Source organism: Micromonospora sp. KC207, from assembly GCF_004348615.1.
Classification (GTDB): Bacteria; Actinomycetota; Actinomycetes; order Mycobacteriales; family Micromonosporaceae; genus Micromonospora.
This window is the reverse complement of sequence record NZ_SMKJ01000023.1, coordinates 1-25,426: the sequence shown is the minus strand read 5'-3', so window position 1 is coordinate 25,426 and position 25,426 is coordinate 1. Positions and strand designations below refer to the sequence as shown.

The following is a 25,426-nucleotide window of genomic DNA, read 5'->3' as shown; positions in this document are numbered from 1 at the left end:
CGGCCATGGAACGCGCCGACGCACACCTGCACCTCTTCGCCGACGGTTATCCGGGCCGCTACGGACGGTCCCCGGCCGGGGGTGACGAACTCGCCGTCTACCGGACGTTGCGCCACGAACACGGCATCGGCCGGGCGCTCGTGGTCGGCTATGAGGGCGCCCCGGAGTTCGCCGGCAACAACCGGCACCTCGCCGGGCTCGCGGCCGAGCACGATTGGATCGCGCCGCTGGCGTACGTTCCGGTCACCGGCACGGACCGGGCCGGGCTGGACCGGCTGCGGGCGGCGGGGTTCGTGGGCGTCGCCGCGTACCTGCCGGACCCGACCTCGGCCGACGCGTTCGCCGACTGGGCCGCGACGGCGGTCGGGCCGCTCAACGCCGCCTCGGCGGTGGTCAGCCTCAACGCCACCCCCGAGGCGGCCGGCCGGCTCGGGCGGGCGCTGGCCGCCCTCGACGGGTGCGCGGTGTTGTTCAGCCACCTCGGCCTGCCCGGCCGGCAGCGGGCCGTCCCGGCCCCGAAGGCCGCCGCCGACCGGCTCACGCCGGTGACCGACCTGGCCCGGGTGCCCCACGTCGGGGTCAAGATCTCCGGCCTGTACGCCGTCAGCGACCCCGCCGACGCATACCCGCACGCCGCCGCCCGGCCGTTCGTCGACCTGCTTTTGGACCGGTTCGGCGCGCGGCGGCTGTACTGGGGCTCCGACTTCTCCCCCAGCCTGGATCACGTGTCGTTCGCCCAGACCCTGCGCCCGGTCGGGCTCGACGGGCTCTCCGCCGCCGAGGCGGCCGACGTGTTCGGCGGCAACCTCCGCCGCGCCCTGCGCCGACACTGACGCCGGGACGCCGCCGGCGGCACCGACACCCGGACGCCGGTGACCGCCGCCGGGGCGGGACGGGCGAATCGCGCCGCCCGTCCCGCCGGGCCAGGGTCACGCCGAGGGCGCGGCCTCCCGGCGCAGCGTCGACGAGCCAGCGGCCACCGACCAGCCGGCCACCCACCGGCTGACGCTGCCCGGCCGGGTCCGGTCCGCCAGGTGGTACCAGTCCATCCGGCACCGCTGCCGGGTCACGTCCAACACGCCGTAGCCGTGGCCGTCCAGCTCCGTCCAGCGCACGTGCGTGTTGGTCGCGCGGAGCAGGTCCGCGCCGAGGCGGCTGAGCGCGTTGCCCTCCGGCAGGCCGAGGAAGTCGTTGACGTTGTCGCTGGTCACCGAGGGCACCACGAACTCGGCGGCGGCCGGGGCGGACGTGCCCGTGGCCCGGGTGGTGACCTCGTTGGCCCAGGAGGTGTGGATGTCACCGGTCAGGAAGACGACGTCGCGGGTGCCGGCCGCCCGCAGGTGGTCGACCAGCTCGTTGCGGTCGGCGTTGTAGCCGTCCCACTGGTCGGGGTTGAGCACCGCGCCGTTCTCGGGAATGCCGAGCAGCCTGCCGAGCGGGCCGAGCAGCCAGGCGGGCAGCGTGGCCAGGTCGACCCGGGCGATCATCACGGGGTTGCCGACCAGCTTCCACCGCGCGGTGGAGGCGGCCAGGCCGCTCTTGAGCCAGGACATCTGCGCGTCCCCGGTGATCGTCCTGGCCGGGTCGTCGACGGCGGCGCCCGACGCCTGCCGCGAGCGGTACGAGCGCAGGTCCAGCATGGACAGCTCGGCCAGCCGCCCGAACCGCAGCCGGCGGTAGATCGCCCCGTCCGCTCCGGTGCGCACCGGCATCCACTCGGCGTACGCCTGCCGGGCGGCGGCGACGCGGTCGGCGAACTCGCCCTCGGTCGCCGGGGTGTGGTTCTCCGCGCCGCCGGACCACTGGTCGTTGGCCACCTCGTGGTCGTCCCAGGTGATCACCCACGGCACCGAGGCGTGCAGCGCCTGCAGGTCCGGGTCGGTCTTGTACAGCGCGTGCCGGATCCGGTAGTCGGCCAGCGTCAGCACCTCGTGCGCCGGGAGCACCGACCGCACCACCGTCCCGCCGGCATCGAACTCGCCCGTGCCGTACTCGTAGAGGTAGTCGCCGAGGTGCACGACGAGGTTGAGGTCGCCCCGGTCGGCCAGGTTCCGGTACGCCGAGAAGTAGCCCGCCTCCCAGTTGGAGCAGGAGACCACGCCGAGGCGGAGCCGATCGATGTCGGCGTCGGCCGGCGGCGCGGTCATCGTGCGACCGGTCGCCGACCACGCCCCGGCGTACCCGAACCGGTACCACCAGGTGGTTGCGGGGGCCAGGCCGGTGACCGCCACCTTGACGGTGTGGTCGCGGGCCGGCCCCGTGGTCAGCGTGCCCTGCGCCGCCACCGTCGCGAAGTCGGGGTCGGCGGCGACCTGCCAGGTCACGTCCGCCTCCGGGCCGACGCCGGAGCCGGGCTGCGCCTCGTCGGTGGGGGTGAGCCGGGTCCACAGCAGGACGCCGTCGGGCAGCGGGTCGCCGGAGGCCACCCCGTGCCGGAACGCGCCGCCGGCCGCGCCGGCGGGGGCCGGGCCGGCGAGGGTGGCGCCGGCGAGCACGGCGGTGCCGGCGGACGCGCCGGCCAGCCGCAGGAGGGTACGACGGTCGATGGTGTTCGTCATGCCTCACGTATCTACCGTCATCACCGTCATGCCCGCTGCCCCGCACGCCACTGTTCGCCGACCCTTCACCGGCTGTCGGCCCGATTCCGGCCGGCGGAGATAGGGTCGGCAGCCATGCGGACGAAGCAGGAGTTGGGCGCGACGATCCGGCGGGACCGGCGAGCGGCGCTGGTGGTCAACGCCCGCTCACGCCGGGGTCGCCGACTCTACGAGCACGCCCGGGCGCTGCTGGCGCGGTCGGGCTTCGAGCTGCTCGGGGCGTACCCGGCCGACCGGCCCGGTGAGCTGGAGCGGAGCCTGGACGACGCCCTCGCGCTCGGGCCGGACCTGCTCGTCGCCGGCGGTGGTGACGGCACGCAGAGCGCCGCCGCGCGGCTGCTCGCGCACCGCGACGTGGCGCTGGGCCTGCTGCCGCTGGGCACCACCAACAACTTCGCCCGCACCCTCGGCCTCCCGCTCGACCTGGACGCCGCCGTGGCGGTCCTCGCCGAAGGCAAAGTGATCGACGTCGACCTGGGGCTCGCCGGCGACGTGCCGTTCGCCAACCACGTCGGGGTGGGGCTGTCGGCCGACATCATGCTGCGGACGCCACCGGCGCTCAAGCGGGTCACCGGGCGGCTGGCGTACCCGGCGACCGCGCTGGCGCTGCTGACCCGGCACCGGGCGCTGCGGGCCACCGTGCGCGCCGCCGGCGCGACGCACGAGTTCCACACCCACCAGCTGTACGTGGCCAACGGCGGCTTCCACGCCGGCCGCCCGATCACCGCGGACACCGACGCCGACGACCGGCTGCTGGTGGCGTACCCGGTCGGCGGTCCGACCCGGCGCGGTCTGCTGCGGGACACGGCCCGCAACGCCGTCACGGGAGCCCGACGCACCCTCGCCGAGACGACGTTCCTCGCCGTGGGCGAGCTGTGGCTGGAGACCGACCGGCCGGCGCGGGTCGAGGTGGACGGCGAGCTGTGCGGCGAGACCCCGATCCGGATCGGACTGGCCGCCAACGCGCTGCGGGTGATGGCCCCCACGGACAGCCCGGACCGCTGACGGCGCAAGGAAGGGCTTCCTGTTAACGCATACGGTAGGGAAGGGTTCCCTTTTCACGGCCGGAGTCCCCGCTCACCGCCGGGCCGGTGGCGCGCCGGACGGGGCGCGCCACCGGCCGGGGTCAGGCCGGGGTCAGGAACCGTATGGCCGGGCCGCCCGCGCCGTCCGCAGCGCCTCGGCCCACCAGCCGAGCTGGTCCAGCAGGGCGGTGGCCGCACGGTTGACCGAGTCGGCGTCGACCGGCTCCCCGGTCGGGTCGAAGCAGGCGTGGCACATGGCGAAGCTGACCGTCTCGCGGACGGTGACGGTGTGCAGCTCGGCGAAAACCACCCGCAGCGGCTCCACCGCCCGCAGCCCACCGGAGATGCCCCCGTACGAGACGAAGCCGACCGGCTTGGCGCGCCACTGGGCGCCCACCGAGTCGATCGCGGTCTTCAGCGGCCCCGGGTAGCTGTGGTTGTACTCCGGCGTCACCACGACGATGGCGTCGGCCGCCCCGATCCGGTCGGCGAAGGGCACCTCCTCCGCGCCGGGGGCCACGGCACCCGCCGCGCCGCCGAGCGCCGCCGGGACGTGCGCGAGGTCGATCAGGTCGACGACGACGTCGTCGCGCTGACGCGCCTGTCGGCAGAACCAGTCCGCCACGACGGGGCCGAACCGCCCCTCCCGGACGCTTCCGACGATGACGGCCAACCGATACGGGAACTCGGACAACGCATTCTCCAAACGGGACGACGGGCCGTCCCTCGACGGCCGCTCGCCAACGGTACGACCTCAACCAAGGTGCAGGTCAACCTGGAGGCAGTCAGCCCGCCGCCCTGCGGCCGGTTCCGGACCTCCCCGAACAGACCCGCCTGTCCACCGCCACACACAGGCCCGGCCTGCACCGGCCCGGGCCGGCCCACCGTCGCCGGCCCGGCCGGGGCGGCGGGCCGGCGACGGCGCGGGTCACTGGGCCAGCTCGGCGACCTCCTCGGCGCTCAGCCGAAGGGCGGCGGGGGCTACGGACTTCGCCAGGGCGCGCGCCGCGGCGGCCGGCGGGTCGGCGGGCCGCCGCCGATGCCAATCGGTGACCGCCTGGTACGCCGCCGCGACCGACAGCAGCCGATCCTCCCCGTACGGCAGGCCGCCGAGGATGGTGCCGATCGGCACGCCCGCCGTCGTGAAGCCGACCGGGAAGGCGATCTCCGGCAGGCCGAGGATGTCGAAGGGCACCGGGCTGGTCTGCACCACCACGTCGCAGGAGGCGAAGAGCTGGTCGAGCACCCGCTCCATGAGCAGCAGCTTGGCCCGCTGGCCGGTGATGAACTCGCTGCCACCCATCAGCGCTCCCTGTAGCCAGCCCGTCACCGACACGCCGAAGCCGCGCAGGTCGGTGCGCAGGTACGGCAGGAACGGCTCGCTGCGCTCGGGCAGCCGGACGTTGTTGAACGCGCTGCCGGTGAGCAGGTCCCACTCGTCGGGCAGCGGCACGTCGACCATCGTGGCACCGGGGATCGTGGCGAGCTTCGCCAGGTACGCGGCCCGCGCCGCCGCCGTCTCGGTGGTGCCGGCGGTGAAGCCCGGCAGCACGCCGATGCGGGTCTTCCAGCGCAGTTTGAGCCGGCCACCGGAGTAGACCGGGGTGGCCGCGTCGATCAGCTTCGGCACTGCGGGCAGGCCCTGCGTGCGTGGGTCGGCCGGGTCCTCGCCGGCCATCGCGGTGAGCATGATGGCCGCGTCCTTGGCGTCGCGGGCCAGCGGGCCGGGGTGGTCGCGGGTGTAGCTGAGCGGGATGATGCCGTGCAGCGAGACGCGGCCCATCGTCGGCTTGAGGCCGGTGAGGTTCTGCGCGTTGGACGGGGCGGTGATCGAGCCGCCGGTCTGGGTGCCGGTGCCGGAGGCGGCGAGTCGCCCGGCGACGGCGGTGGCGGTGCCCGTGGACGAGCCGCCCGGGTCGGTGCGGCTGTCGGTCGGAGTCCAGGCGTTGACGGTGGTGACCACCCCGTTCGGGGTGGTGGCCCGGGTGGTGGCCAGCGGCCCCATCTGGGTCTTGCCGAGCACGATCGCCCCGCCGGCGAGGAGCCGGGACACGGCCGTGGCGTCGTACGGGGGCCGGAAGTCGGCGAACAGGTAGGAGTTGGCGGTGGTGGGCACCCCGGCGGTGTAGTAGTTGTCCTTGATCGCCAGCGGGATGCCGTGCAGCGCCCCCCGCCGGGGCTTCTTCGCCAGGGCGGCGGTGCGGGCGAGGAAGGCGCGGCGGTCGACGCCGCGGTCGACGGGGGCTGCGCTCATCAGTTCCGCCATTCCGTGCTGATCGAGGGGTAGAGCATCGGCGCGGGCTGCTGGGACAGCGCCCTGGCGACGGCGGGATCGGTACCGGCCGGGGCGGGTAGCTGGTACGCGGCGAGCGTGCCCACGGTGCTACGGACGAAGGACCGCAGGGAGGCCAGCACGGAGTCGCGGCCGGGGGAACCGGTCTCCGGATCGGCGGTGGTGCCGGCCGGAAGCTGGTCGAGGTCGATGCCGAGGGACGCGAGCCGGGCGCGGATGAGAATGTCCAGTTCGGCGTCGGTCGGTGGGGTGGGTGCCAAGGGTGCCCCTCCTGAAGTGCGAGTTGATGCGCCCACTGTCGAGCCGGGCCGTGTCAGCGGCGTGTCGAGTCGATCTCGACGCGGTGAAGCAACGCGCGTCGATGCGCTCTGACCTGCGAAGGCTCGGCGGCCTCCAGCCTCGCCCGGCTCCGCCGGCCACACCTGCGGTCGCGCCGGCGCGGGTCACTTGAGGTGGGAGAGAAAGAAGTCGCGGATGTCGTCGGCGAGCAAATCCGGCACTTCCATCGCGGCGAAGTGGCCGCCGCGTTCGAACTCGGACCAGTGCCTGATGTCGTACAGTCGCTCGGCCAGCGGTCGCACCGACTGCGTGATGTCGTGCGCGAACACCGCCACGCCGAGCGGCACCCGGCACGGCGGCTGGCTTCCCCGCGGGGTGTCGTGGTGGAACCGGCCAGCGGAGGCCGCGGTCGCGGTCAGCCAGTACAGCGAGATGTCGGTGAGCATTCGCTCGTCGCTGACCGGCGTGACGGGGTCGGTCCACTGTGCGAAGCGCTCGGCGATCCATACCAGCTGCCCGACCGGCGAGTCGGTCAGCGCGTAGCCGATGGTCTGTGGGGTGAGGGCCTGCAGAGCCTGGTACGGCGGACGGTTCGCCATCAGCTGCCTGACCTTGTCCAGTCGGGCCTCATCCGCTTCGGACACCTCGACGTCGGGTTCCGGCCGGGTCGGCAGGTAGTTGACGTGCACCCCGACGACCTGCTCGGGTGCCACCGCGCCCAGCGCGATGGAGATGCCCGCACCGAAGTCGCCACCCTGCGCGCCGTAACGCTCGTACCCGAGACGGCGCATCAGCTCAGCCCAGGCCCGCGCGACCCGGACGGTGTCCCAGCCGCGCTCGTGGGTAGGCCCAGAGAAGCCGAACCCCGGTATGGACGGAATCACCAGGTGGAAGTCTCGCGACAGCGGCTCGATCACGTCCAGGAACTCCAGGAACGAACCGGGCCAGCCATGGGTGAGGACCAGCGCGAGCGCGTCCGGTTTCGAGCACTGGACGTGGACGAAGTGGATGTTCTGGCCCTCGATCTCGGTGGTGAAGTGCGGAAGCTCGTTGAGCTTGGCCTCGTGCTCGCGCCAGTCGTAGCCGGTGCGCCAGTATTCGGCCAGTTCCTTGAGCCGCGCCAGCGGGAAGCCGTAGTCCCACCCGGCGTCGGCGACCTCGTTGGGCCAACGGGTGCGGGAGAGTCGGTCGGTCAGGTCGTCGAGGTCTGCTTGGGGGATGTCGATGCGGAACGGCTTGATCATGGGTCTGCCTCCAGGGGTCCACTCGGCGACAAAACGTTCGGATGACGAACATTTATCACCCTAACGGTATCACAATCATTAGTGAGGCAAACGATCCGTTAGGCTTGTCACATGGAGAACACATCCGAGGAGACGCCCGCCGGGTGGCAGAGCCTGCCCAGCTGGCTGCTCACCCAGACCGCCAGCCACGCGCACCGCCTGGTGGCTGGCGGGTTCTCGGCCGTCCATGCCCGCGGGCACCACTACCGCCTGCTGGCGACGCTGGGGAAGTACGGCCCGGCCAGCCAGGCCGCGCTGGGCCGCGGTAGTGGCATCCACCTCAGCGACATGGTCGCGACGATCAACGAGCTCGCCGAAGGCGGACTGGTCGAGCGCGCCCCGGACCCTGCCGATCGGCGGCGCAACATCATCTCGTTGACCGTCGCGGGCAAGCGGCAGCTGCGACGACTGGAGAAGCGGCTGGCCGAAACCCAGGACGAACTGCTGGCCCCGTTGTCACCCGAGGAGCGACAGCTGTTGACCGAGCTGCTGTCCAGGCTGTTGGACCACCACAACCGGCGAACCGGCACCCCCGGAGAGCCGTGACGCTGACGGGGAACGAGCCCAGGAACCCGCTGCTCGGCGAGGAACGCCGGTGGAAGTTGCGAGGCGGCGTCGTTTGGCCCGGGGTAGCGCCGACACCGAAGGCCACCTCCCGTTCCGGGGAGGTGGCCTTCGGCCCGCGTGGGGCGGTGGAAGCGACTACCTAACGACCTTCGCGGTCGGCTTCGAGGTGGCCGTGCCGGGCTGGAGGTCCGAGCGGATCGCCGTCACCCGCACGGAGAGCCGGTGCCCGACGTCGACCGCCTGCGGCACGTACCGCTGGCCGGTGGCCCCGGCGATGACCTTGCCGTCGCGCAGCCACTGGTAGGAGAACGTCAGCTTCTTCTGGTCCCACTTGCCCGGATCGGCCTTGAGGGTCTTGCCGACCTTGGCCGTCCCGCTGATCGACGGGAGGGTCTTGGCCTTGGCGGGCGGGCCCAGCGCCGGCACGTTGAGGGCGCGCTCGCGGCTGACGTTGCCGGCCACGTCGAACGCCCGGTACCGGATCACGTGCGCGGAGCTGTCGATCGGCACCGGGGCCAGGTAGGGCTGCCAGCCCCCCTTGTCGATCCGGTACTGGATCCGGGCCACGCCGGAGTCGGCGTCGCTGGCGTTGACCACGAACTTGCGTTCCACCAGGTACGCCTGCACGGTCGGTGGTGCCTCGTCCACCTTGGCCGGCAGGGACCACACGTCGCTCCAGAAGAGGTTGACGCCCTGGGCCCGGTAGTCGATCTGGTGGCTGCCCGCCGGCAGGTCGACCGGCTCGCGGTACGGGAACCAGCCGCCGCCGTCGATCTGGTACTCGACGAGGCGCACCTTGTCGCCGGCGGTGATGGTCAGGGCAGCGTCCGCGCCGTACCACCCGTCGGCCCCCGCGTCGGAGACCGTGGCCTTCGGCTGCCCGCCCTCGTAGCGCAGCGGGTCGACGCCGCCCAGCGTCGGGACGACCTTCTTGATCGTGTCGTCCGCGCCGAAGTACAGCCGGTCGATCGTGGTCTCCCGGTGCGTGCCGTCGCCGCCCGGGATCCCGAACCGGTGGTACGCGATGTACCAGTCGTCGGTGCCCGGCACCTGGAGGATCGAGTGGTGGCCGGTGCCGAGGATGCCCTGGCTCGGGTCCTTGGTGAGGATCTCCCCCTTGGCGGTGAACGGGCCCAGCGGGCTGGTGCCCGTGCCGTAGCCGACACGGTAGTTCTCACTGCCGGTGTCGTCGATCGACCAGGACAGGTAGTAGGTCCCGGCGCGCTTGTGCATGAACAGGCCCTCGCGGAAGTCCGTGAGGCCGGTCAGCCGCACCCGCTTGGCGACGTCGTAGGAGACCATGTCGTCGTTGAGCGGGACCACGTACGGGGTGCCGTTGCCCCAGTAGAGGTAGCTCTGCCCGTCGTCGTCGGTGAAGACCGCCGGGTCGATCTGCTGGGCGTTGCCGTAGTCGGCCTTGCTCACCAGCGGCTTGCCGATGGGGTCGACGAACGGCCCGAGCGGCGAATCGGCGACGGCGACGCCGATGTTCTGCTGCGCCGAGAAGTAGAAGTAGTACTTGCCGTTCTTCTCGATCGCGGCGGGCGCCCACGCGTTGCTGTCGGCCCAGGTGACGTCCGGCCCGAGGTCGAGGATCGTGTCGTGCTCGGTCCAGTCGACCAGGTCACGGCTCGACCAGACCTTGAACTTGGAGCTGCCCCAGCCGGGGAAGCCGTCGGTGGTGGCGTAGATGTAGTAGGTCTCGCCGAACCGGACGATGTTCGGGTCGGCGTTGAACCCGGGCAGGACCGGGGTGCGCATCTGGACCGTCCGCACGGTCCACTCGCGGGTCGCCCCGGTCGCGCTGGTCACGGTAAGCGTCACCGGCTGCGAGTAGTCCCGCGCGCCGCTGGGCGTGACGGTCGAGGTCGGCGCGACGACGTACGTCGGGGCGAGGGCCGTCACGTCGGTGCCCGGCTTGACCGGCAGGGTGATGGTGCTGCTGGCGGCGTCGACGATCGCGGGGACCTTGAGGCTGTCGAGCTGCACCGCCACGACGCTGGTGCCGTTGGAGCCGAGCCCGGCGACCTCGCCGTCGGTGAGCGCCCGGTTGTAGATGGAGAAGTCGCGCACCCGGCCCTTGAGGTACCTGTCGGCGGCGTACTGGGAGCGGCCGACGTAGTTGGCCGTGGTCCGGCCGCCGCCGATGTCGCCGGGACGGTTGGTCAACCCGGTCTTCTCGGCGACCCGCACCCCGTCCAGGTAGATCCGGGCGGTGCCGGCCGAGTTCAGGGTGTACGTGAGGGTCTTCCACACGCCCCGGGGCACGGCAGTGGTGCCGTCGACGCTCTGCTCGCCGGTCCAGTTGCCCAGGCTGATCGCGGTCCGGTAGTTGTTGCCGGTGGTGAAGAGGTAACCGTTGCCCACGCCGCCGGAGTCGGTGTTGCCCAGACCCCAGATGAAGTACGGCGTGGCCTGGTCGGTGGCCATCTTCACGTCCATCGACACGGTGATCTCGTCGAGGCCGGCCATGATGTTGTCGGGCAGGGCCACGTGGCCGTTGGTTCCCCCGAGGGCGAGGCTGCCGTCGCCCCAGCTCGCGTCACCGGCCAGCTTCGCGTGGTAGCCGTTGCCGGAGTCGTCGGTGACGGTGGTGCCGGTGGCCTGGTCGAGGCGGTAGTGGGCGACGACGCCGTCGGGGTTGGCGCGCACCGGCGGCGGCGCGTCGTTGAGGGCGTCGAGTTCCTTCTTCGTGACCGGGATGACGGTGCCGTGCCGCGGGCTGGCGGGCAGGCGGTAGGAGGCCGGCACCTTCCAGTCCGGATTCGCCAGGTCGTTGGTGCCCAGCGGGATGTAGCCCCGGCCGCCGTACTCGTCGACGAACAGGTAGTAGGCCGAGCCGGAGGTGTCGCCCGGGTTGGTCTTGAAGACCGTGGGCCCTTCGACGGCGGAGGTGCCGGCGTCGCGGCCGATGCAGGAGTCCTGCATGGTCCAGCCGGGCTTGCCGGGCAGGTCGACGGCGGTCAGCGAGGACGACTTCTCCTGGATGATGTCGGAGCAGCCGGTGCCGCCGCCGCCCTCGTCCTTGGTGAACCGGTAGTAGGTGTCGCCCTCCCGGATGACCGTGGAGTCGATGCGCGACTCGCCCCGGTCCTGCCAGATCGTCGGCTGGCTGAAGGTGACGAAGTCACGCGTCGTCGCGGCGAGCATCCGGTTGTACGTGTTGCCGGTGTGGTTCGGGTCGTTCTCGGCGTAGAGCTTCGAGGCCCAGAAGACGAGGTACTCCCCGCGGGCGGCGTCCCAGTACGCCTCGGGCGCCCAGGTGTTGCCGGCGGTGGGCGGGGAGATCAGGATGTGCCGCTGCTCCGACCAGTTCACCAGGTCGGTGGACTCCCAGACCTCCAGGTACCGGCTGCCCTGGCGCTGGGCGACGTCCCAGTTGCCGTTGCGGCCGATGGACAGGTCGGTGGCGATGAGGAAGAACCGGTCCCCCTCCGGGCTGCGGATCAGGAACGGGTCACGCAGGCCCAACGTGCCGAACTTCGACTCCAGCTTCGGCTGGCCGCCGTTGAGCTCGGTCCACCGCAGGGCGTTGTTGCCCTGGCTGGCCGCGAAGTAGATCTTCTCCCCGGCGATGGAGTTGCCGGTGAAGTAGCTGAAGGCGTAGCCGGCGTACGGGGCGGCCTCGGGCAGCTCGCGGACGGTCAGCTCGATGGCCCGCTCGGCCGTGGCCGTGCCGACGGTGACGGTGGCGGTCACGGTGACCTTCACGTCGCCGGCGCCGTGCGCGGGGCGCTTGACGACGCCGTCGGGGCTGACGACGGCCGGCTGGGCGGAGCGCCAGGCGACGGCCGCGCCGTTGATCCCGGTGGTCGGCATGGTCAGGTTGCCGCGTACGTCGCCCGCGTTCACGAGCGACAGGGCGGCGGCGGCCGCCTCGGCCCGCGTCTGGTCGTTCTCGTTGGGCAGCACGGTGGCGGTGAACGCCTTGGTGTCGCTGGTGGCGCCCCGGCTGATGGTGGCGGTGAGGGTGACGGTGGCGGGTCCGTCGGCGGGGGCGGGGCGAGTCACCTCGCCGGTCGCGCTGATGGTGCCCGGTGCGCTGGAGGACCAGGCGATCGCCGACCCGTACGTGCCGGTGGTGGGCAGGGTGAGCTTCCCGGTCACGGCCGAGAGGTCGCCCAGGTCCAGGGCGGCGGTGTCGGCGGCGACGCGGGTGCCGTCGGGCAGCGCGATCGCCGCCACCTCGTCGGCGGCGAGGGCCCGGTCGTAGATGCGGAAGTTCGCCACCCTGCCCTTGAGGTACCGGTCGGCGGCGTAGTTGGACCGGCCCAGGTTGTTGTTGGTCGTGGTGCCGTTGCCGACGGCGCTGGGCAGCACGGTGACGCCGGTGTTCTGGGCGACCTGCACGCCGTCCTCGTAAAGGGTGCCGGTGGTGCCGGTCTGCGTGTAGGTGACGGACTTCCACACGCCCCGGGCGAGGTTCGCGCCCTTGCCCGTCACCTTCTCGCCGGCCCAGTTGGTCGTGGTGATGCCGGTGCGGAAGGCGTCACCACTGGTGAACAGGTAGCCGGTGCCGGAGTTCGAGGTCGCCGAGTTGCCCAGGCCCCAGATGAAGTACGGGGTCTGCTGGCCCGGGTCGACGTACACGTCGACGGCGACGGTGATCGACGACAGCCCGGCCATGATGTTGTTGGGCAGCTTGACGTGGTCGTCCACGCCGTCGAGAACGAGGCCGCCCTGGCCGGTCCAGGTGCCGCCGCCGGTGAGCGTGCCGTTGTTGCCCCGGCCGGAGCTGTCCGTGACGGTGGTGCCGGTGCTCTGGGTCAGGTCGTAGCGCACCAGCAGGCCGTCGGTCACGTCGGCTGCGACGGCCGGCGCGGCCGTGGCGGGCAGCAGCCCGGCGACCAAGGCGAGCAGCGCGCCGGCAACGAGCGCCCGGGCTCGGCGCCGGGCGGGGGCGGTGGGAGAGGATGTTCGCGTTTCCGGGGGAGCTGCTTCGCGCATGGGGTTCCCTCGTGGTGGCGGGGGTGTGAGCGTTGAACAAGGTCGAATTCTCGGGGTTAAAAAACCCCGGAGTCAATGGCCTGACCAGGCACAACGTTCCGTATGTCCACACTCACGCAATGCAGAGTCGTCCGGACAGCGCGAACCGCCGCCGGGGCTCGCGGGCCCGTCTGCGCGGGCGGCGACCCCAGGTGCCCCGCCTCGTCGGCGGGGTGCGCGGTCAGCCCTGCCGGCCGCCGCTGCTGGCGCGCACCACGAGCTGCGGCTCGACCTGCGGGTGCGGGGCGTTCCCCACCGGACTGTCGGCGTCGAACAACTCCAGCAGGGCCGCGACACATCGACGGCCGACCTCGTCGAAGTCCTGACGGACGGTGGTCAGCGGCGGCGAGAGGTACTCGGCCTCGGGGATGTCGTCGAACCCGACCACGCTGACGTCCTCCGGAACCCGCACGCCGCGCTGGTGCAAGGCGCGCAGCAGGCCCAGCGCCTGGTGATCGTTGGCGCAGAAGACGGCGGTCACGTCCGGGCGGTCGACCAGTGACTGCCCGATCTCGTAGCCGGCGCGGGGACTCCAGTCGCCGACGAGGATCGGCGGGACCGACCGGCCGGCCCGCTCCAGCGCCAGCCGCCACCCGTCGACGCGGTCGCGGGCCTCCAGCCAGTCCCGGGGACCGGCGATGTGCCACACCGTCGCGTGGCCGAGGGAGAGCAGGTGCTCGACGGCCAGCCGGGCCCCGGCGACCTGGTCGACGGAGATGCTCTGTAGATCGCCGGCCCCGCCGCTCGACTCGACCACCACGGCGGGCACTCCGGTGGGCAGGCCGTGCACGGCCACCGCCGCGGTCATCATCGGGGCGATGATGACGACCCCCGCCACCGACTGCTCGGTGAGTGCGTCGATGGCGGACTTCATCCCGACCCGGTCGAGCTGCTCCAGGGTGACGATGCTGATGCCGTATCCCGCGGCGCGGGCAGCGCGCTCGATGCCGAGCAGGGTCGCCGCCGGGCCGTAGAGGATGGTGTCGAAGCTGACCACGCCGATGACCCGGGAGCGCCGCCCGGCCAATCCCCGGGCCAGGGCGTTGGGCCGGTAGTTGAGCTGGTGCACCGCGCGCATCACCCGCTCGCGGGTTTCCTGGCGGACGCTGGGGTGGTTGTTGAGCACCCGCGACACCGTCTGGTGTGAGACACCGGCGAGCCGGGCGACGTCGTTCATCACCGCCGCGCGTGCGGCCGGCTGCTGACCCATAGCAAGTCCCCTCGTGGCCGTCGTAACCCCACCGCGATCAACAGAACGGGTGGTGAGGCTCGCTGCGCGGATGGCGTGTTCGGTGTGTCCCCGGCCCGGGAACACACCGAACACCCCGTGTCGTACGGTCGATCGGAACCGGGCTCAGAACCCCCGGGCCAACCGGTAGTAGGCCTGGTTCCACCGCAGCTCGTTCGCCAGCCGACGGGGGGTCGTGTCGGCGTCGATCACGACCAGTTCGGTGGCGACCATCTCGGCCAGGTCGTGCAGTTCCTCAGTCCCGACGGCCTGCGACAGCACCGTGTGGTGCGGCGCGCCGGCGGTGAGCCACGCCTCCGCCGAGCCGGCCAGGTCAGGCCGGGGCCGCCACACCGCCCGGGCGACGGGCAGCTTCGGCAGCGGTTGCGGCGGGACGATCACGTCGATCTCGTTGGCGACCAGCCGGAACCGCTCCCCCATGTCGGCCAGCCCCAGCACCACGGCGGGGCCCGGCCGGGCGTCGAACACCAGGCGCACCGGGTCCTCGCGCCCGCCGATGCCCAGCGGGTGGATCTCCACGGCGGGCGTGTCGGCGGCGATGCTCGGACAGACCTCCAGCATGTGCGCGCCGAGGACCACCTCCCGGCCGGGGATCAGGTCGTAGGTGTAGTCCTCCATGAAGGACGTGCCGCCGCTGGTGCCCACCGCCATCGCCTTCAGCGTGCGCACCAGCACCGAGGTCTTCCAGTCACCCTCGCCGCCGAAGCCGTAGCCGTCGGCCATCAGCCGCTGCACCGCGATGCCGGGCAGTTGCCGCAGCCCGCCGAGATCCTCGAAGTTGGTGGTGAACGCGCGGAACCCGCCAGCTTCGAGGAAGTCGCGCAGCCCCGCCTCGATCCGCGCCGCGTAGCGCAGGGAGTCGTGCCGCTCGCCGCCGGCCCGCAGCTCGGCGACGAGCCGGTAGCTGTCGTCGTACTCCTTGACCAGCTCGTCGATGCGCGCGTCCGCCACCGCGTCCACGGACGCCACCAGGTCGTTCACGCCGTACGTGTTGACCGAGACACCGAAGCGCAGCTCCGCCTCGACCTTGTCGCCCTCGGTCACCGCCACGTCGCGCATGTTGTCGCCGAAGCGGGCCAGCCGCAGCGACCGCATCTCCGCGTGCCCGATCGCCGCCCGGGTCCACGCCGCGATGCGGGCGGTCACGCTCGGATTGCTGACGTGCCCCGCGACCGTCTTGCGGGCCACCCCGAGCCGCGTCTGGACGAACCCGAACTCCCGGTCGCCGTGGGCGGCCTGGTTGAGGTTCATGAAGTCCATGTCGATCTCGGACCAGGGCAGCTCGACGTTGGCCTGGGTGTGCAGGTGCAGCAGCGGGGTGCGCAGCGCGTCCAGGCCGGAGATCCACATCTTCGCCGGGGAGAAGGTGTGCATCCAGGCGATCACCCCGACCGCGCCTTGGACGGCGGCGTCGCGGCAGACGGCCAGGATGTCGGCGCTGGAGGTGAGCACGGGCTTCCAGACCACCCGGGCGGGGATGGCCGGATCGGCGTCGAGCTGCGCGGCGATCTGCCGGGACTGGTCGGCCACCTGACGCAGGGTCTCCGGGCCGTACAGGCCCTGGCTGCCGGTGAGGAACCAGACCTCGGCGGCCGGGGATGGGTTCGTCATGGGGTTGCCTTCCGGTGTACTGGGGTGGTCACTTCTTACGGATGCCGACGAGTCGCTGGAGGAGGATGAACGCGAACAGCAGGCCGCCGATCACGATCTTGGTCCACCAGGAGCTGAGGCTGCCGTCGAAGGTGATCAGCGTCTGGATCACCCCCAGCACCAGGACCCCCAGCACGGTGCCGAACACGTAGCCGGAGCCGCCGGTGAGCAGGGTCCCGCCGATGACTACGGCGGCGATCGTGTCCAGCTCCATGCCGACGGCGATCAGCGGGGCGCCCGACAGCGTGTAGAAGGACAGCAGGATTCCGCCGATGGCCGAGCAGAGCCCGCTGATCGTGTAGACGGCGATCTTCGTACGCCCCACGGGCAGGCCCATCAGCAGCGCCGACTGCTGGTTGCCGCCGATGGCGTACACGTTGCGGCCCAGCCGGGTGTACGCCAGCGTGTACGCCGCGACTGCCACCACCGCGAGAGCGACCAGGACACTAACCGTAACGAAGTTCTCGCCGATGCGGATGCGCTCCTGCGCGGCCGAGGTCCAGAACCCGTCGGTGATCGGGATGGAGGTCGAGCTGATCCAGGTGCACATGCCCCGGGCGAAGAACATGCCGGCCAGGGTGACGATGAACGGCTGGATGTCGAAGAAGTGGATGACGCAGCCCATCGCGAAGCCGAGGGTGGGGCCGATGAGCAGCGCGATCAGCAGCACCAGCGCGGGATGCACGCCGTCGCCGAGCAGCGACGCCGACACCATCGCGGTCATCGCCACCACCGAACCGACCGACAGGTCGATGCCGCCGGTCAGGATGACGAAGGTCATGCCGACCGCGACGACGAGCAGGAAACCGTTGTCGATGAAGATGTTGAAGACGACCTGGATGTTGGAGAAGGCGCGGTACTGCGCAACGCCGATGCCGTACATCACCAGCAGCAGGGCCAGGGTGGCCAGCACCGGCACCTGCCGCGGCGGCACCCGCCACCAGGCCCGTGGGCCTCGCGCGGCCAGTGGGGTCGTGGTCATGCCGGAACCTGCTCCTTCTGCTTCTCGACGGGCGCCGCCGACGTCGCCGTCGACGCCCGCCGACGCCGGAACCGGGCGCGGAACGCCGGCGCCTGGATGAGGCAGACCGCGATCACCACGACCGCCTTGAACAGCAGGGCCGTCTGCGGGTCGATGTTCATGGCGTACACCGAGGTGGTCAGGGTCTGGATGATCAGCGCGCCCACGATGGTGCCGCTGAGGTAGAACCGGCCGCCGGCCAGCGAGGTGCCGCCGATGACCACGGCGAGGATCGCGTCGAGCTCCACCCAGAGGCCGACGGCGTTGCCGTCGGCGCTGGAGACGTTCGCGGTCATCATGAAACCGGCGATGGCCGCGCAGGCGGCGCTCACCACGTACACGAGGAAGGTGATCCGCCGCGAGCGCACGCCCGCCAGGCGGCTGGCCTCGGCGTTGCCGCCCACCGCCTCGATGATCATGCCGAGGGCGGTGCGGCGGGTCAGTACCGCCACGACCAGGGTCACCGCGAGCGCAATGATGATCGCGAAGGGCAAAGTGAGCAGGTGCCCGACCCCGATCGTCTTGTACGGCTCGCTGTTGATGGTGATGATCTGCCCGGAGGTGATCAGCTGGGCGAGCCCCCGGCCCGCGACCATCAGGATCAACGTGGCGATGATCGGTTGGATGCCGATCCCGGCGACCAGGATCCCGTTCCACGCGCCGAGCAGCAGGGCGATGCCGAACGCGATCGCCAGCGCGGTGAGCACCCCGCCGAGGCTGTTCTGGTCGGGCTGCTCGCTGATGTAGAGGCAGGCTATCGCGCCGCTGACGGCGGCCACGGAGCCGACGGACAAATCGATGCCGCCGGTGGCGATGACCAGGGACATGCCCAGCGCGACCAGAATCAGCGGGGCGCTGAGCCGGACGATGTCGATCAGGCTGCCGTAGAGGTGGCCGTTCTTCAGCTCGACCGACAGGAAGCTCGGCCGGTAGATGGTGTTCGCCGCCAGCAGCAGCACCAGCACGACCAGGGGCCAGAACAGCCGGTGGCCGGTGACGCCCGCGACGCGGGTCCGCACTGTGCTCATACCTTCTCCAACCCTTCCTGCGCCGCGCCGCTGGCGATGGCCCGCATCACGCGGTCGGCGTCGAGGGTGTCGTCGTTGTCGAGCTGGGCGACCAGCCGCCGGTCGCGCATCACGACGACCTTGTGGCTGAGCCGCAGCACCTCCTCCAGCTCGGCGGAGATGAACAGCACCGCCATCCCACCGTCGGAGAGCTGCGCCACCAGGCGCTGGATCTCGGTCTTCGCGCCGATGTCGATGCCCCGGGTCGGCTCGTCCAGGATCAGCAGCCGCGGCTCGGTGATCAGCCACCGGGCGAGCAGCACCTTCTGCTGGTTGCCGCCGGAGAGGTTGCGCACCGGCATGTCGGGGTCGGCCGGGCGGATGCTCAGCGCCTTGATGTAGCGCTCGACCAGCTCGTCCTGCTTGCGCCGGGGCACCGGCCGCAGCCAGCCCCGGGCCGCCTGCATGGCCAGGATGATGTTCTCCCGCACCGACAGCTCGCCCACCAGGCCCTCGGTGCGGCGGTTCTCGGAGCAGAAGGCGACGCCACGGTCGATCGCGGCCACCGGATTGCGGATCGAGGCGGACTCGCCGTCGACGGCGAGCCGGCCCTGGTCGGCCCGGTCCGCGCCGAAGAACAGCCGGGCGACCTCCGTGCGCCCCGACCCGAGCAGCCCGGCCAGCCCGACGACCTCGCCGGCGTGGATGGTGAGGCTGAACGGTGCGACCGAGCCGGTGCGGCCCAGCCCGTCCGCCGCCACGAGGGGCTCCCCCGCCGTGATCGTCGCGCGGTCCCGGCCGGCCTCGGAGTCGAGGCGCTCCAGCGCGTCGAGCTCCTTGCCGATCATCTTCTCGACGAGGGCGATCTGCGGCAGCTCGGCCGTCGGGAACTCACCGACGAGGCGGCCGTTGCGCAGCACGGTGATCCGGTCGGCGATGCCGTACACCTGGTCGAGGAAGTGGGTGACGAAGACGATGGCGATGCCGTCGTCACGCAGCTGGCGCATGATCCGCATCAGCTGGGCCACCTCGTCGGCGTCGAGGCTGGAGGTGGGTTCGTCGAGGATCAGCACCCGGGCCCGCACGTCGACGGCGCGGGCGATGGCCACCATCTGCTGCACCGCGAGGGAGTAGCTGCCGAGCAGCTCCGTCACGTCGATGTGCAGGTCGATGCGGGCCAGCAGTTCCTGCGCCCGGCGGCGCATCTCGCGCCACCTCACGGCCCCGAACCGGCGCGGCTCCCGGCCGATGAAGATGTTCTCCGCCACCGACAGGTTGGGGCAGAGGTTCACCTCCTGGTAGACGGTGCTCACCCCGGCCGCGGTGGCCTGCATCGGTCCGGCGAAGGAGACCTGCTCACCGTCAAGGGTGATGGTGCCGGCGTCCGTGCCGTAGACGCCGGTCAGCACCTTGATGAGGGTGGACTTGCCGGCGCCGTTCTCGCCCATCAGGGCGTGTACCTCACCGGGAAAGAGGCGGAAGTCGACGCCGTCGAGGGCGCGTACTCCCGGGAAGAACTTGCTGATCGCGGTCATCGTCAGGACCGGATGCCTCTGCGACATCCCACCAGGCCTTTCGTGTTTCGCGGAAGCGAGCGGCGGGGCCGCCGCGCGTGGCGCGGCGGCCCCGTCCGGTCAGTACTTCCGGGTCGGCAGAGCGGCCTTGGCCTGCTCCTGGGTGAAGGTGGTCTCCTGGGTCTCGACCCGGGCCGGGACCGTCTCGCCGGCCTTGACCTTCTTCACCAGCTCCATCAGCTGGTCGCCGAGCAGCGGGCTGCACTCGGCGATGAAGTTGAACTTGCCGTCGGCCAGGGCCTGCATGCCGTCCTTGACCGCGTCGATGGTGATGATGGTGATGTCCTTGCCCGGCACCTTGCCGGCCGCGGTGATCGCCTCCAGCGCGCCGAGGCCCATGTCGTCGTTGTGGGCAAACAGCACGTCGATCTTCGGGTTGGCCTTGAGGAACTGCTCCATGACCTGCTTGCCACCGGCCCGGGTGAAGTCACCGCTCTGCGACGCGACGACCTTCAGGTTCGGGTTGGCGGCGATCGCCTCCGCGAAGCCCTTCTTCCGGTCGTTGGCCGGCGCGGAGCCGGTGGTGCCCTGCAGCTCGACGATGTTCACCGGGCCCGTGGCGGTCTTCTTCTGCTCGACCAGCCACTCGCCGGCGAGCCGGCCCTCCTTGACGAAGTCGGAGCCGATGAAGGTCTTGTAGAGGCTCTTGTCGGCCGAGTCGACGGCGCGGTCGGTCAGGATGACCGGGATCTTGGCGTCCTTCGCCTCCTTGAGCACGGTGTCCCAGCCCGACTCCACCACCGGCGAGAAGGCGATCACGTCGACCTTCTGCTGGATGAAGTTACGGATCGCCTTGATCTGGTTCTCCTGCTTCTGCTGGGCGTCGTCGAACTTCAGCTCGATGCCCGCCGCGGCGGCGGACTCCTTGATGGAGTTGGTGTTCGCCGTCCGCCAGCCGCTCTCGGCGCCGACCTGCGAGAAGCCGAGGACGATCTTGCCGTCGTCGCCGCCTTCCGAGCCGGTGTCGCTGTTGCCGCAGGCGGCCAGGCCGGTGGCCAGCAGGCCGGCGGCCAGGATCGCGCCGAGCCCGCGGCGGGTGATGGTCGTGCCGGTCTTCAGCATCTGATAGCTCCTTGCGGGGGTGGGTGGGGTACCTACGAGGGCCGGCCGCCACGGCATGCGCGACGGCACGGCCAACTGATGGTGCTGGATGAGGTGCGGTGGGACGGGCCGGGCCCTCGAGGGTGCGGCCGGAACAGGGTAGGGCGCGGTCAGGGGGTCGCGGAGGAGGCCCCGGGCTGCCCGTAGACGTTCTGGTAGCGGTCGTAGAGGGAGTCGATGTCCTCGCGTGCCATCGGCACCGGCCGGCCGAGCGTACGGGCCAGGTGAGCGGTGCGGGCGACGTCCTCGCACATCACCGCCGCCTTGACCGCCGCGCGGGCGTCCCTGCCGATGGTGAAGACGCCGTGGTTGCGCATGAGCACCGCCGGCGAGCGGTGCCCGGACAGGGTGGCCACGATGCCCTTGCCGATGTCGTCGCCGCCGATGAGCGCAAACGGGCCGACCGGGATCTCGCCGCCGAACTCGTCGGCCTGCGCGGTGAGGTGGCACGGGATCGACTCGCCGCAGGCCGCCCAGGCGGTCGCGTAGGAGCTGTGAGTGTGCACCACTCCCCCGACCTCGGGCATCGCCCGGTAGACGTAGGCGTGCGCGGCGGTGTCGCTCGACGGCGACAGGTCGCCCTCCACCACCGCGCCGTCGAGGTCGCAGACGATCATGTTGGCGGGCCGCAGGTCGTCGTAGGAGACGCCGCTGGGCTTGATGACCATCAGGTCCGCGCCCGGCACCCGCGCCGACACGTTGCCGGCCGTCCAGGCCACCAGGCCGTACCGGACCAGTTCGCCGTGCAGGGTCGCGACCTGTTCGCGCAGCCGCGTCACCTCGGCACCAAGCTCGGGGCTCATGCCAACACCTCCAGGGGGACCGAGGCCTCACCGGCCGGGGAGTGGTCGACCGCCCGGCGGGCGGCGTTGCGGATGGTGCGCAGCCGCAGCAGGGCGTCGTCGCCGCCCCGCCCGAAGTGGTCGTGCAGCCGCTGGTACTCGGCGTACAGCGCGTCGTAGGCGCGCGCCCGCTCCGGGTCGGGCCGGTAGACGTCGCGGTCGACGCGGCCCATCGTTGCCGAGGCCGCCGGCACGTCGGGGTACTCGCCTGCGGCCACCGCCGCGTGGATCGCCGAGCCGAGCGCCGGGCCCTGCGCGGAGCCGATGATGCCCAGCGGGCGCTTCGTGACGTCGGCGTAGATCTGCATCAGCAGCGCGTTGTTGGTCAGCCCGCCCGCGACGATGATCTCGTCGACCGGCACCCCCGCCCCGGCGAACGCCTCGATGATCATGCGGGTGCCGAACGCGGTGGACTCCAGCAGCGCGCGGTAGACGTCCGGCGGCCGGGTGGCCAGGGTCAGCCCGACGATCACCCCGCTGAGGTCGTGGTTGACCAGCAGGGACCGGTTGCCGTTCCACCAGTCCAGCGCCACCAGGCCGTGCGCGCCGACCGGCTGGGCGGCAGCGGCAGCGGTCAGCGCCTCGTGCGAGGCGTACCCGGCGGGGGCGGCGTGCTGGACGTACCAGCCGAAGATGTCGCCGACGCCGCTCTGGCCCGCCTCGTAGCCCCAGTGCCCGGAGCTGATCCCGCCGTCCACGACGCCGCACATGCCGGCCACCTCGGCCAGCTCGGTGCCGTTGACGACGTGGCAGGTGGAGGTGCCCATGATGGCGACCAGCCGGCCCGGCTCCAGGGCCTGGGCGGCGGCGGAGGTGACGTGGGCGTCGACGTTGCCGACCGCCACCGCGATCCCCTCGGGCAGGCCGGTCCAGGCCGCGGCCTCGGCGGTCAGCCCACCGGCCCGGGCACCCAGCGGCGCGAGCGGACCGTCGATCTTGGCGACGAAGTCGACGAAGCCCGGGTTCAGCGCGGCCAGGTACTCCCGCGACGGGTACCGGCCGTCCTGCCGGATGCCCTTGTAGCCGGCGGTGCACACGTTGCGGGTCTCGACGCCGCAGAGCTGCCAGACGATCCAGTCGGCGGCCTCGATCCACCGCTCGGCCCGGTCGTAGACCTCCGGGTCCTCCTCCAGCAGTTGCAGGCCCTTGGCGTACTGCCACTCGGCGGAGATCTTGCCGCCGTAGCGGCCGATCCACGGCTCGTTGCGGGAGTGGGCCAAGGCGTTGATCCGGTCCGCCTGGGGCTGGGCCGCGTGGTGCTTCCACAGCTTGACCCAGGCGTGCGGGCGGGTGCGCAGATCGGGCAGCTCGCACAGCGGAGTGCCGTCTGCGAGGGTGGGCAGCACGGTGCAGGCGGTGAAGTCGATACCGATGCCGACGACCCGCTGCGGGTCGACGCCGCTGGCGGCCAGGGCGGCCGGCACGGCGTGCCGGAGCACGTCGCGGTAGTCGTCCGGGTCCTGCAGGGCCCAGTCGGCGGGTAGCGCCTGGCCGTCGACGGCAAGTACCGTGTCCATCACGGCCTGTCGGTACTCATGCACCGCCGTGCCCAGTTCGGCGCCGTCACCGACCCGCACCACCAGTGCTCGACCCGACAACGTGCCGTAGTCGACGCCGACAACGTACCGGTCGCCCGGTCCGGCCGAAACGCTCATGACATCCTCCGCTCACTTGCTGGCAACAGTGTTAGCGCTCACATGTCGCGTCGTCAAGATGCTTTCCGCCAGGATTCTCCGGTCCGTTACGCGGCACCGGCTCCTGCCTGGGCTCCCTGCCGACGGCGACGCGGACCGGGGCCACAGCCCGACGCCGCGCCAGCGCAGGACCACCACCACCCGGGGCATGTGCGCGTTCACAAGACGGCGGGGCCGCGCGAGGCGGGCGACGGGCGACCGACGCCCCATCGCGCCCACCCCGCACCCGATCGGGCGCGGCCCGACGACCGCGACCCCGACAGCCCGCGCAGCCCAACGCCACCGCCACGACAGGTGGCACGGCCATGGCCGGAATAAGGTCCCGCCCGTCGACCGGCACGATTTCGGCCACGCGGCCGAGAACCGGGACCGGGGCCTTCCGGCGTATCCGACAAGCCGGTCCCGTCGACGACTCGCATAGGCACCCGTCTATCAGACATGCATGGGGACCGCCGATCCGCCGTCCCAGGAATCGATCGCCGCGTCGACGCGGATCCGAACGACCCGGCGAATGTCGCCGCACCGCCCGGCCGACGTCGGCGAACGGCGGAGCGCCAGGTGAAGGCACCCCCTCCGCAGCGGGGCCGCGACCACAACCGGCCCCTGCGGCACCGCCACCTCCTCCGCGGGGCTCGGCGGCGCGAGCACGAGCGTCCGGGCCAACAGCAGGCAGGGCACCACCGGCAAGGCCGCCCGCCGGATCAGTGCGACGATTTTCCCGGCCGCCACAAAGGCAGGCACGCGCCATAACGTGAATTGCGCTCCGGGGACGCCCGAGAGGCGGTCGAACCGGCCGAATCGCAGATCCACCCCGACCGACCGCCCCGGTCCCCCCGTGACGGACCGGATCGGTTGTCCGGTGGCGCGCCCGAGCCGGGCGACCCGCCCCGGACACCGGGTCGACGTCACCCCGCCCGGCGGCGTCGACCCGGCCGACAGCGAGCACGGGGTGGTCACCGTACCCGAAAGTTTCGGTACCGTTTCGAACGGAAGCAGACTAAGCGCAGGGCGCGAACGAGGTCAAGAGCAGCCCATCGACCCGTCGAAACTCGCGGCGCGATTTCGAGACCCCCCGCCCCATATCGTCGAAACTTTCGAGATATGCTGCCCCCGGTCCGGTGAGCGTGCGAGGGAGATGCCATGGAACAGCAGCGGGCGACGTTGGCGGACATCGCGCAAGCGGCCGGGGTGTCGATCCCTACCGTCTCGAAGGTCCTCAACGGCCGGCCGGACGTCGCAGCCGCGACCCGGCACCGGGTCCAGACCCTGCTCGACGCACGGGGGTACACCGCCCGGGGCACCGGCCGCCCGGCGGCCCGCGCCGGCCTGATCGACCTGGTGCTGCGGGACCTCGGCAGCCCGTGGGCCATGCAGATCATCGACGGGGTCGAGGAGCTGGCCTACCAGGTCGGCTTCGGCGTCGTCGTCTCCGCCGTCCACGGCCGGCATCGCACCCGTCCCGACCGGCGCTGGACCGAGCAGCTCGCCGCCCGCCGCTGCGACGGGGTGCTGCTCGTCCTGTCCGACATCTCCCCCGCCCAGCGCGGCCAACTGGAGGAGCTGGGCATACCGGTGGTGATCATCGATCCGGCCGGACAGCCCCCCGCGGACATCCCGTCGGTCGGGGCGACCAACTGGGCCGGCGGGCGGGCGGCCACCGAGCACCTGCTCGACCTCGGGCACCGCCGCATCGCCGCCATCGGCGGGCCTCCCACCGTCCCGTGCAGCCGCGCCCGCGTCGACGGCTACCGGGCCGCCATGGACGCCGCAGGGCAGCGAATCCCCGCCGGCCACGTCCGCACCGGTGACTTCCTCGCCCCCTCGGGCTACCGGGAGACACACGCCCTGCTCGATTTGGCCCGGCCGCCGACGGCGATCTTCGCGTGTTCCGACGAGATGGCCCTGGGTGCGTACGAGGCGCTCTACGAACGGGGGCTGCGGGCGCCGGACGACATGAGCGTCGTCGGCTTCGACGACCTGGACGCGGCCCGGTGGGCCGTGCCGCCGCTGACCACCGTCCGCCAGCCGCTGACCGAGATGGCCGCGATGGCCACCCGGATGCTGCTCAGCCTGGTCAACGGCGAGGAGCTGGCCAGTGACCGCATCGAACTGGCCACCCCGCTGGTCGTGCGGCAGAGCACCCGCCCCTGTTGATCGCCCCACGGTGTACCCACGGCACCGGCGTCGGCGCGACCGCCCGGGGCGGGAGGATACGCGGGCACGGCCGCACACCACGCCGGGGTGGGAGGGTCCCCCTC

General features: G+C 71.8%; 19 protein-coding genes. 4 read left to right on the top strand and 15 right to left on the bottom strand.

Going from position 1 to position 25,426, the window contains the following annotated elements; translation table 11 throughout:
• Positions 1-5 precede the first annotated feature (5 nt).
• Entirely contained in the window at positions 6-833 is an 828-nt protein-coding gene (locus E1258_RS05065; protein ID WP_132397277.1) for an amidohydrolase, read from the top strand.
• A 96-nt stretch (positions 834-929) separates the two neighbouring features.
• On the opposite strand, the gene E1258_RS05060 is transcribed toward E1258_RS05065, so the two are convergent.
• Positions 930-2,558, bottom strand: coding sequence for an alkaline phosphatase (locus E1258_RS05060; RefSeq protein ID WP_132397276.1), 1,629 nt, complete (start codon positions 2,556-2,558; stop codon positions 930-932).
• A 114-nt stretch (positions 2,559-2,672) separates the two neighbouring features.
• On the opposite strand from E1258_RS05060, the gene E1258_RS05055 reads away from it, so the two are divergent.
• Positions 2,673-3,602: a diacylglycerol kinase family protein gene (locus E1258_RS05055; RefSeq protein WP_036372023.1), complete on the top strand. Its 930-nt coding sequence runs from the start codon at positions 2,673-2,675 to the stop codon at positions 3,600-3,602.
• 132 nt (positions 3,603-3,734) lie between these two features.
• On the opposite strand, the gene E1258_RS05050 is transcribed toward E1258_RS05055, so the two are convergent.
• From E1258_RS05050 to E1258_RS05035, 4 genes are all read right to left on the bottom strand, one after another.
• Complete coding sequence (locus tag E1258_RS05050; protein ID WP_243715195.1) at positions 3,735-4,316, bottom strand: NADPH-dependent FMN reductase; 582 nt, start codon at positions 4,314-4,316, stop codon at positions 3,735-3,737.
• A 234-nt stretch (positions 4,317-4,550) separates the two neighbouring features.
• On the bottom strand, positions 4,551-5,876 hold the full coding sequence (locus tag E1258_RS05045; protein WP_243715194.1) for an amidase: 1,326 nt from the start codon (positions 5,874-5,876) through the stop codon (positions 4,551-4,553).
• Positions 5,876-6,175 carry a hypothetical protein gene (locus tag E1258_RS05040; RefSeq protein WP_007071417.1) on the bottom strand — a complete coding sequence of 100 codons (300 nt, stop codon included), beginning with the start codon at positions 6,173-6,175 and terminating at the stop codon, positions 5,876-5,878. Before E1258_RS05040 ends, E1258_RS05045 begins: the two co-directional genes overlap by 1 nt.
• 183 nt (positions 6,176-6,358) lie before the next feature.
• The gene (locus tag E1258_RS05035) at positions 6,359-7,438 is read right to left on the bottom strand and encodes an epoxide hydrolase family protein (RefSeq protein WP_132397270.1); all 1,080 of its coding nucleotides are present in this window, start codon (positions 7,436-7,438) and stop codon (positions 6,359-6,361) included.
• A 111-nt stretch (positions 7,439-7,549) separates the two neighbouring features.
• Here E1258_RS05035 and E1258_RS05030 point away from each other — a divergent pair, with 111 nt between their 5' ends.
• Positions 7,550-8,023 carry a MarR family winged helix-turn-helix transcriptional regulator gene (locus E1258_RS05030; protein ID WP_132397268.1) on the top strand — a complete coding sequence of 158 codons (474 nt, stop codon included), beginning with the start codon at positions 7,550-7,552 and terminating at the stop codon, positions 8,021-8,023.
• A gap of 156 nt (positions 8,024-8,179) precedes the next feature.
• Here E1258_RS05030 and E1258_RS05025 read toward each other — a convergent pair whose 3' ends face one another.
• The 10 genes from E1258_RS05025 to E1258_RS04980 all read right to left on the bottom strand — a co-directional run bounded on the left by E1258_RS05025 (position 8,180) and on the right by E1258_RS04980 (position 23,978).
• Positions 8,180-12,991 (bottom strand): family 43 glycosylhydrolase, encoded by a 4,812-nt coding sequence (locus tag E1258_RS05025; protein ID WP_132397266.1) that lies wholly within the window; start codon positions 12,989-12,991, stop codon positions 8,180-8,182.
• A 220-nt stretch (positions 12,992-13,211) separates the two neighbouring features.
• Positions 13,212-14,240, bottom strand: coding sequence for a LacI family DNA-binding transcriptional regulator (locus tag E1258_RS05020; RefSeq protein ID WP_132397264.1), 1,029 nt, complete (start codon positions 14,238-14,240; stop codon positions 13,212-13,214).
• Between the two features lie 144 nt (positions 14,241-14,384).
• The gene (araA, locus tag E1258_RS05015; protein WP_132397262.1) at positions 14,385-15,890 is read right to left on the bottom strand and encodes an L-arabinose isomerase; all 1,506 of its coding nucleotides are present in this window, start codon (positions 15,888-15,890) and stop codon (positions 14,385-14,387) included.
• Between the two features lie 28 nt (positions 15,891-15,918).
• Positions 15,919-16,911: a galactofuranose ABC transporter, permease protein YjfF gene (gene yjfF / locus E1258_RS05010; protein ID WP_207919409.1), complete on the bottom strand. Its 993-nt coding sequence runs from the start codon at positions 16,909-16,911 to the stop codon at positions 15,919-15,921.
• Positions 16,908-17,978: an ABC transporter permease gene (locus tag E1258_RS05005; protein ID WP_132397260.1), complete on the bottom strand. Its 1,071-nt coding sequence runs from the start codon at positions 17,976-17,978 to the stop codon at positions 16,908-16,910. The genes yjfF and E1258_RS05005 overlap by 4 nt, the downstream gene beginning before the upstream one ends.
• Entirely contained in the window at positions 17,975-19,519 is a 1,545-nt protein-coding gene (locus E1258_RS05000; protein ID WP_132397258.1) for a sugar ABC transporter ATP-binding protein, read from the bottom strand. The genes E1258_RS05005 and E1258_RS05000 overlap by 4 nt, the downstream gene beginning before the upstream one ends.
• Positions 19,520-19,591: 72 nt before the next feature.
• Positions 19,592-20,593, bottom strand: coding sequence for an ABC transporter substrate-binding protein (locus tag E1258_RS04995; RefSeq protein ID WP_132397256.1), 1,002 nt, complete (start codon positions 20,591-20,593; stop codon positions 19,592-19,594).
• 149 nt (positions 20,594-20,742) lie between these two features.
• Entirely contained in the window at positions 20,743-21,435 is a 693-nt protein-coding gene (locus tag E1258_RS04990) for an L-ribulose-5-phosphate 4-epimerase (RefSeq protein WP_132397254.1), read from the bottom strand.
• Positions 21,432-23,129 carry a ribulokinase gene (araB, locus tag E1258_RS04985; protein WP_132397252.1) on the bottom strand — a complete coding sequence of 566 codons (1,698 nt, stop codon included), beginning with the start codon at positions 23,127-23,129 and terminating at the stop codon, positions 21,432-21,434. The genes E1258_RS04990 and araB overlap by 4 nt, the downstream gene beginning before the upstream one ends.
• A 471-nt stretch (positions 23,130-23,600) precedes the next feature.
• Complete coding sequence (locus E1258_RS04980; protein WP_132397250.1) at positions 23,601-23,978, bottom strand: hypothetical protein; 378 nt, start codon at positions 23,976-23,978, stop codon at positions 23,601-23,603.
• A gap of 330 nt (positions 23,979-24,308) precedes the next feature.
• Between E1258_RS04980 and E1258_RS04975 the strand changes: the two genes are divergently transcribed.
• Entirely contained in the window at positions 24,309-25,322 is a 1,014-nt protein-coding gene (locus E1258_RS04975) for a LacI family DNA-binding transcriptional regulator (protein WP_132397248.1), read from the top strand.
• The last annotated feature ends 104 nt before the right edge of the window (positions 25,323-25,426 follow it).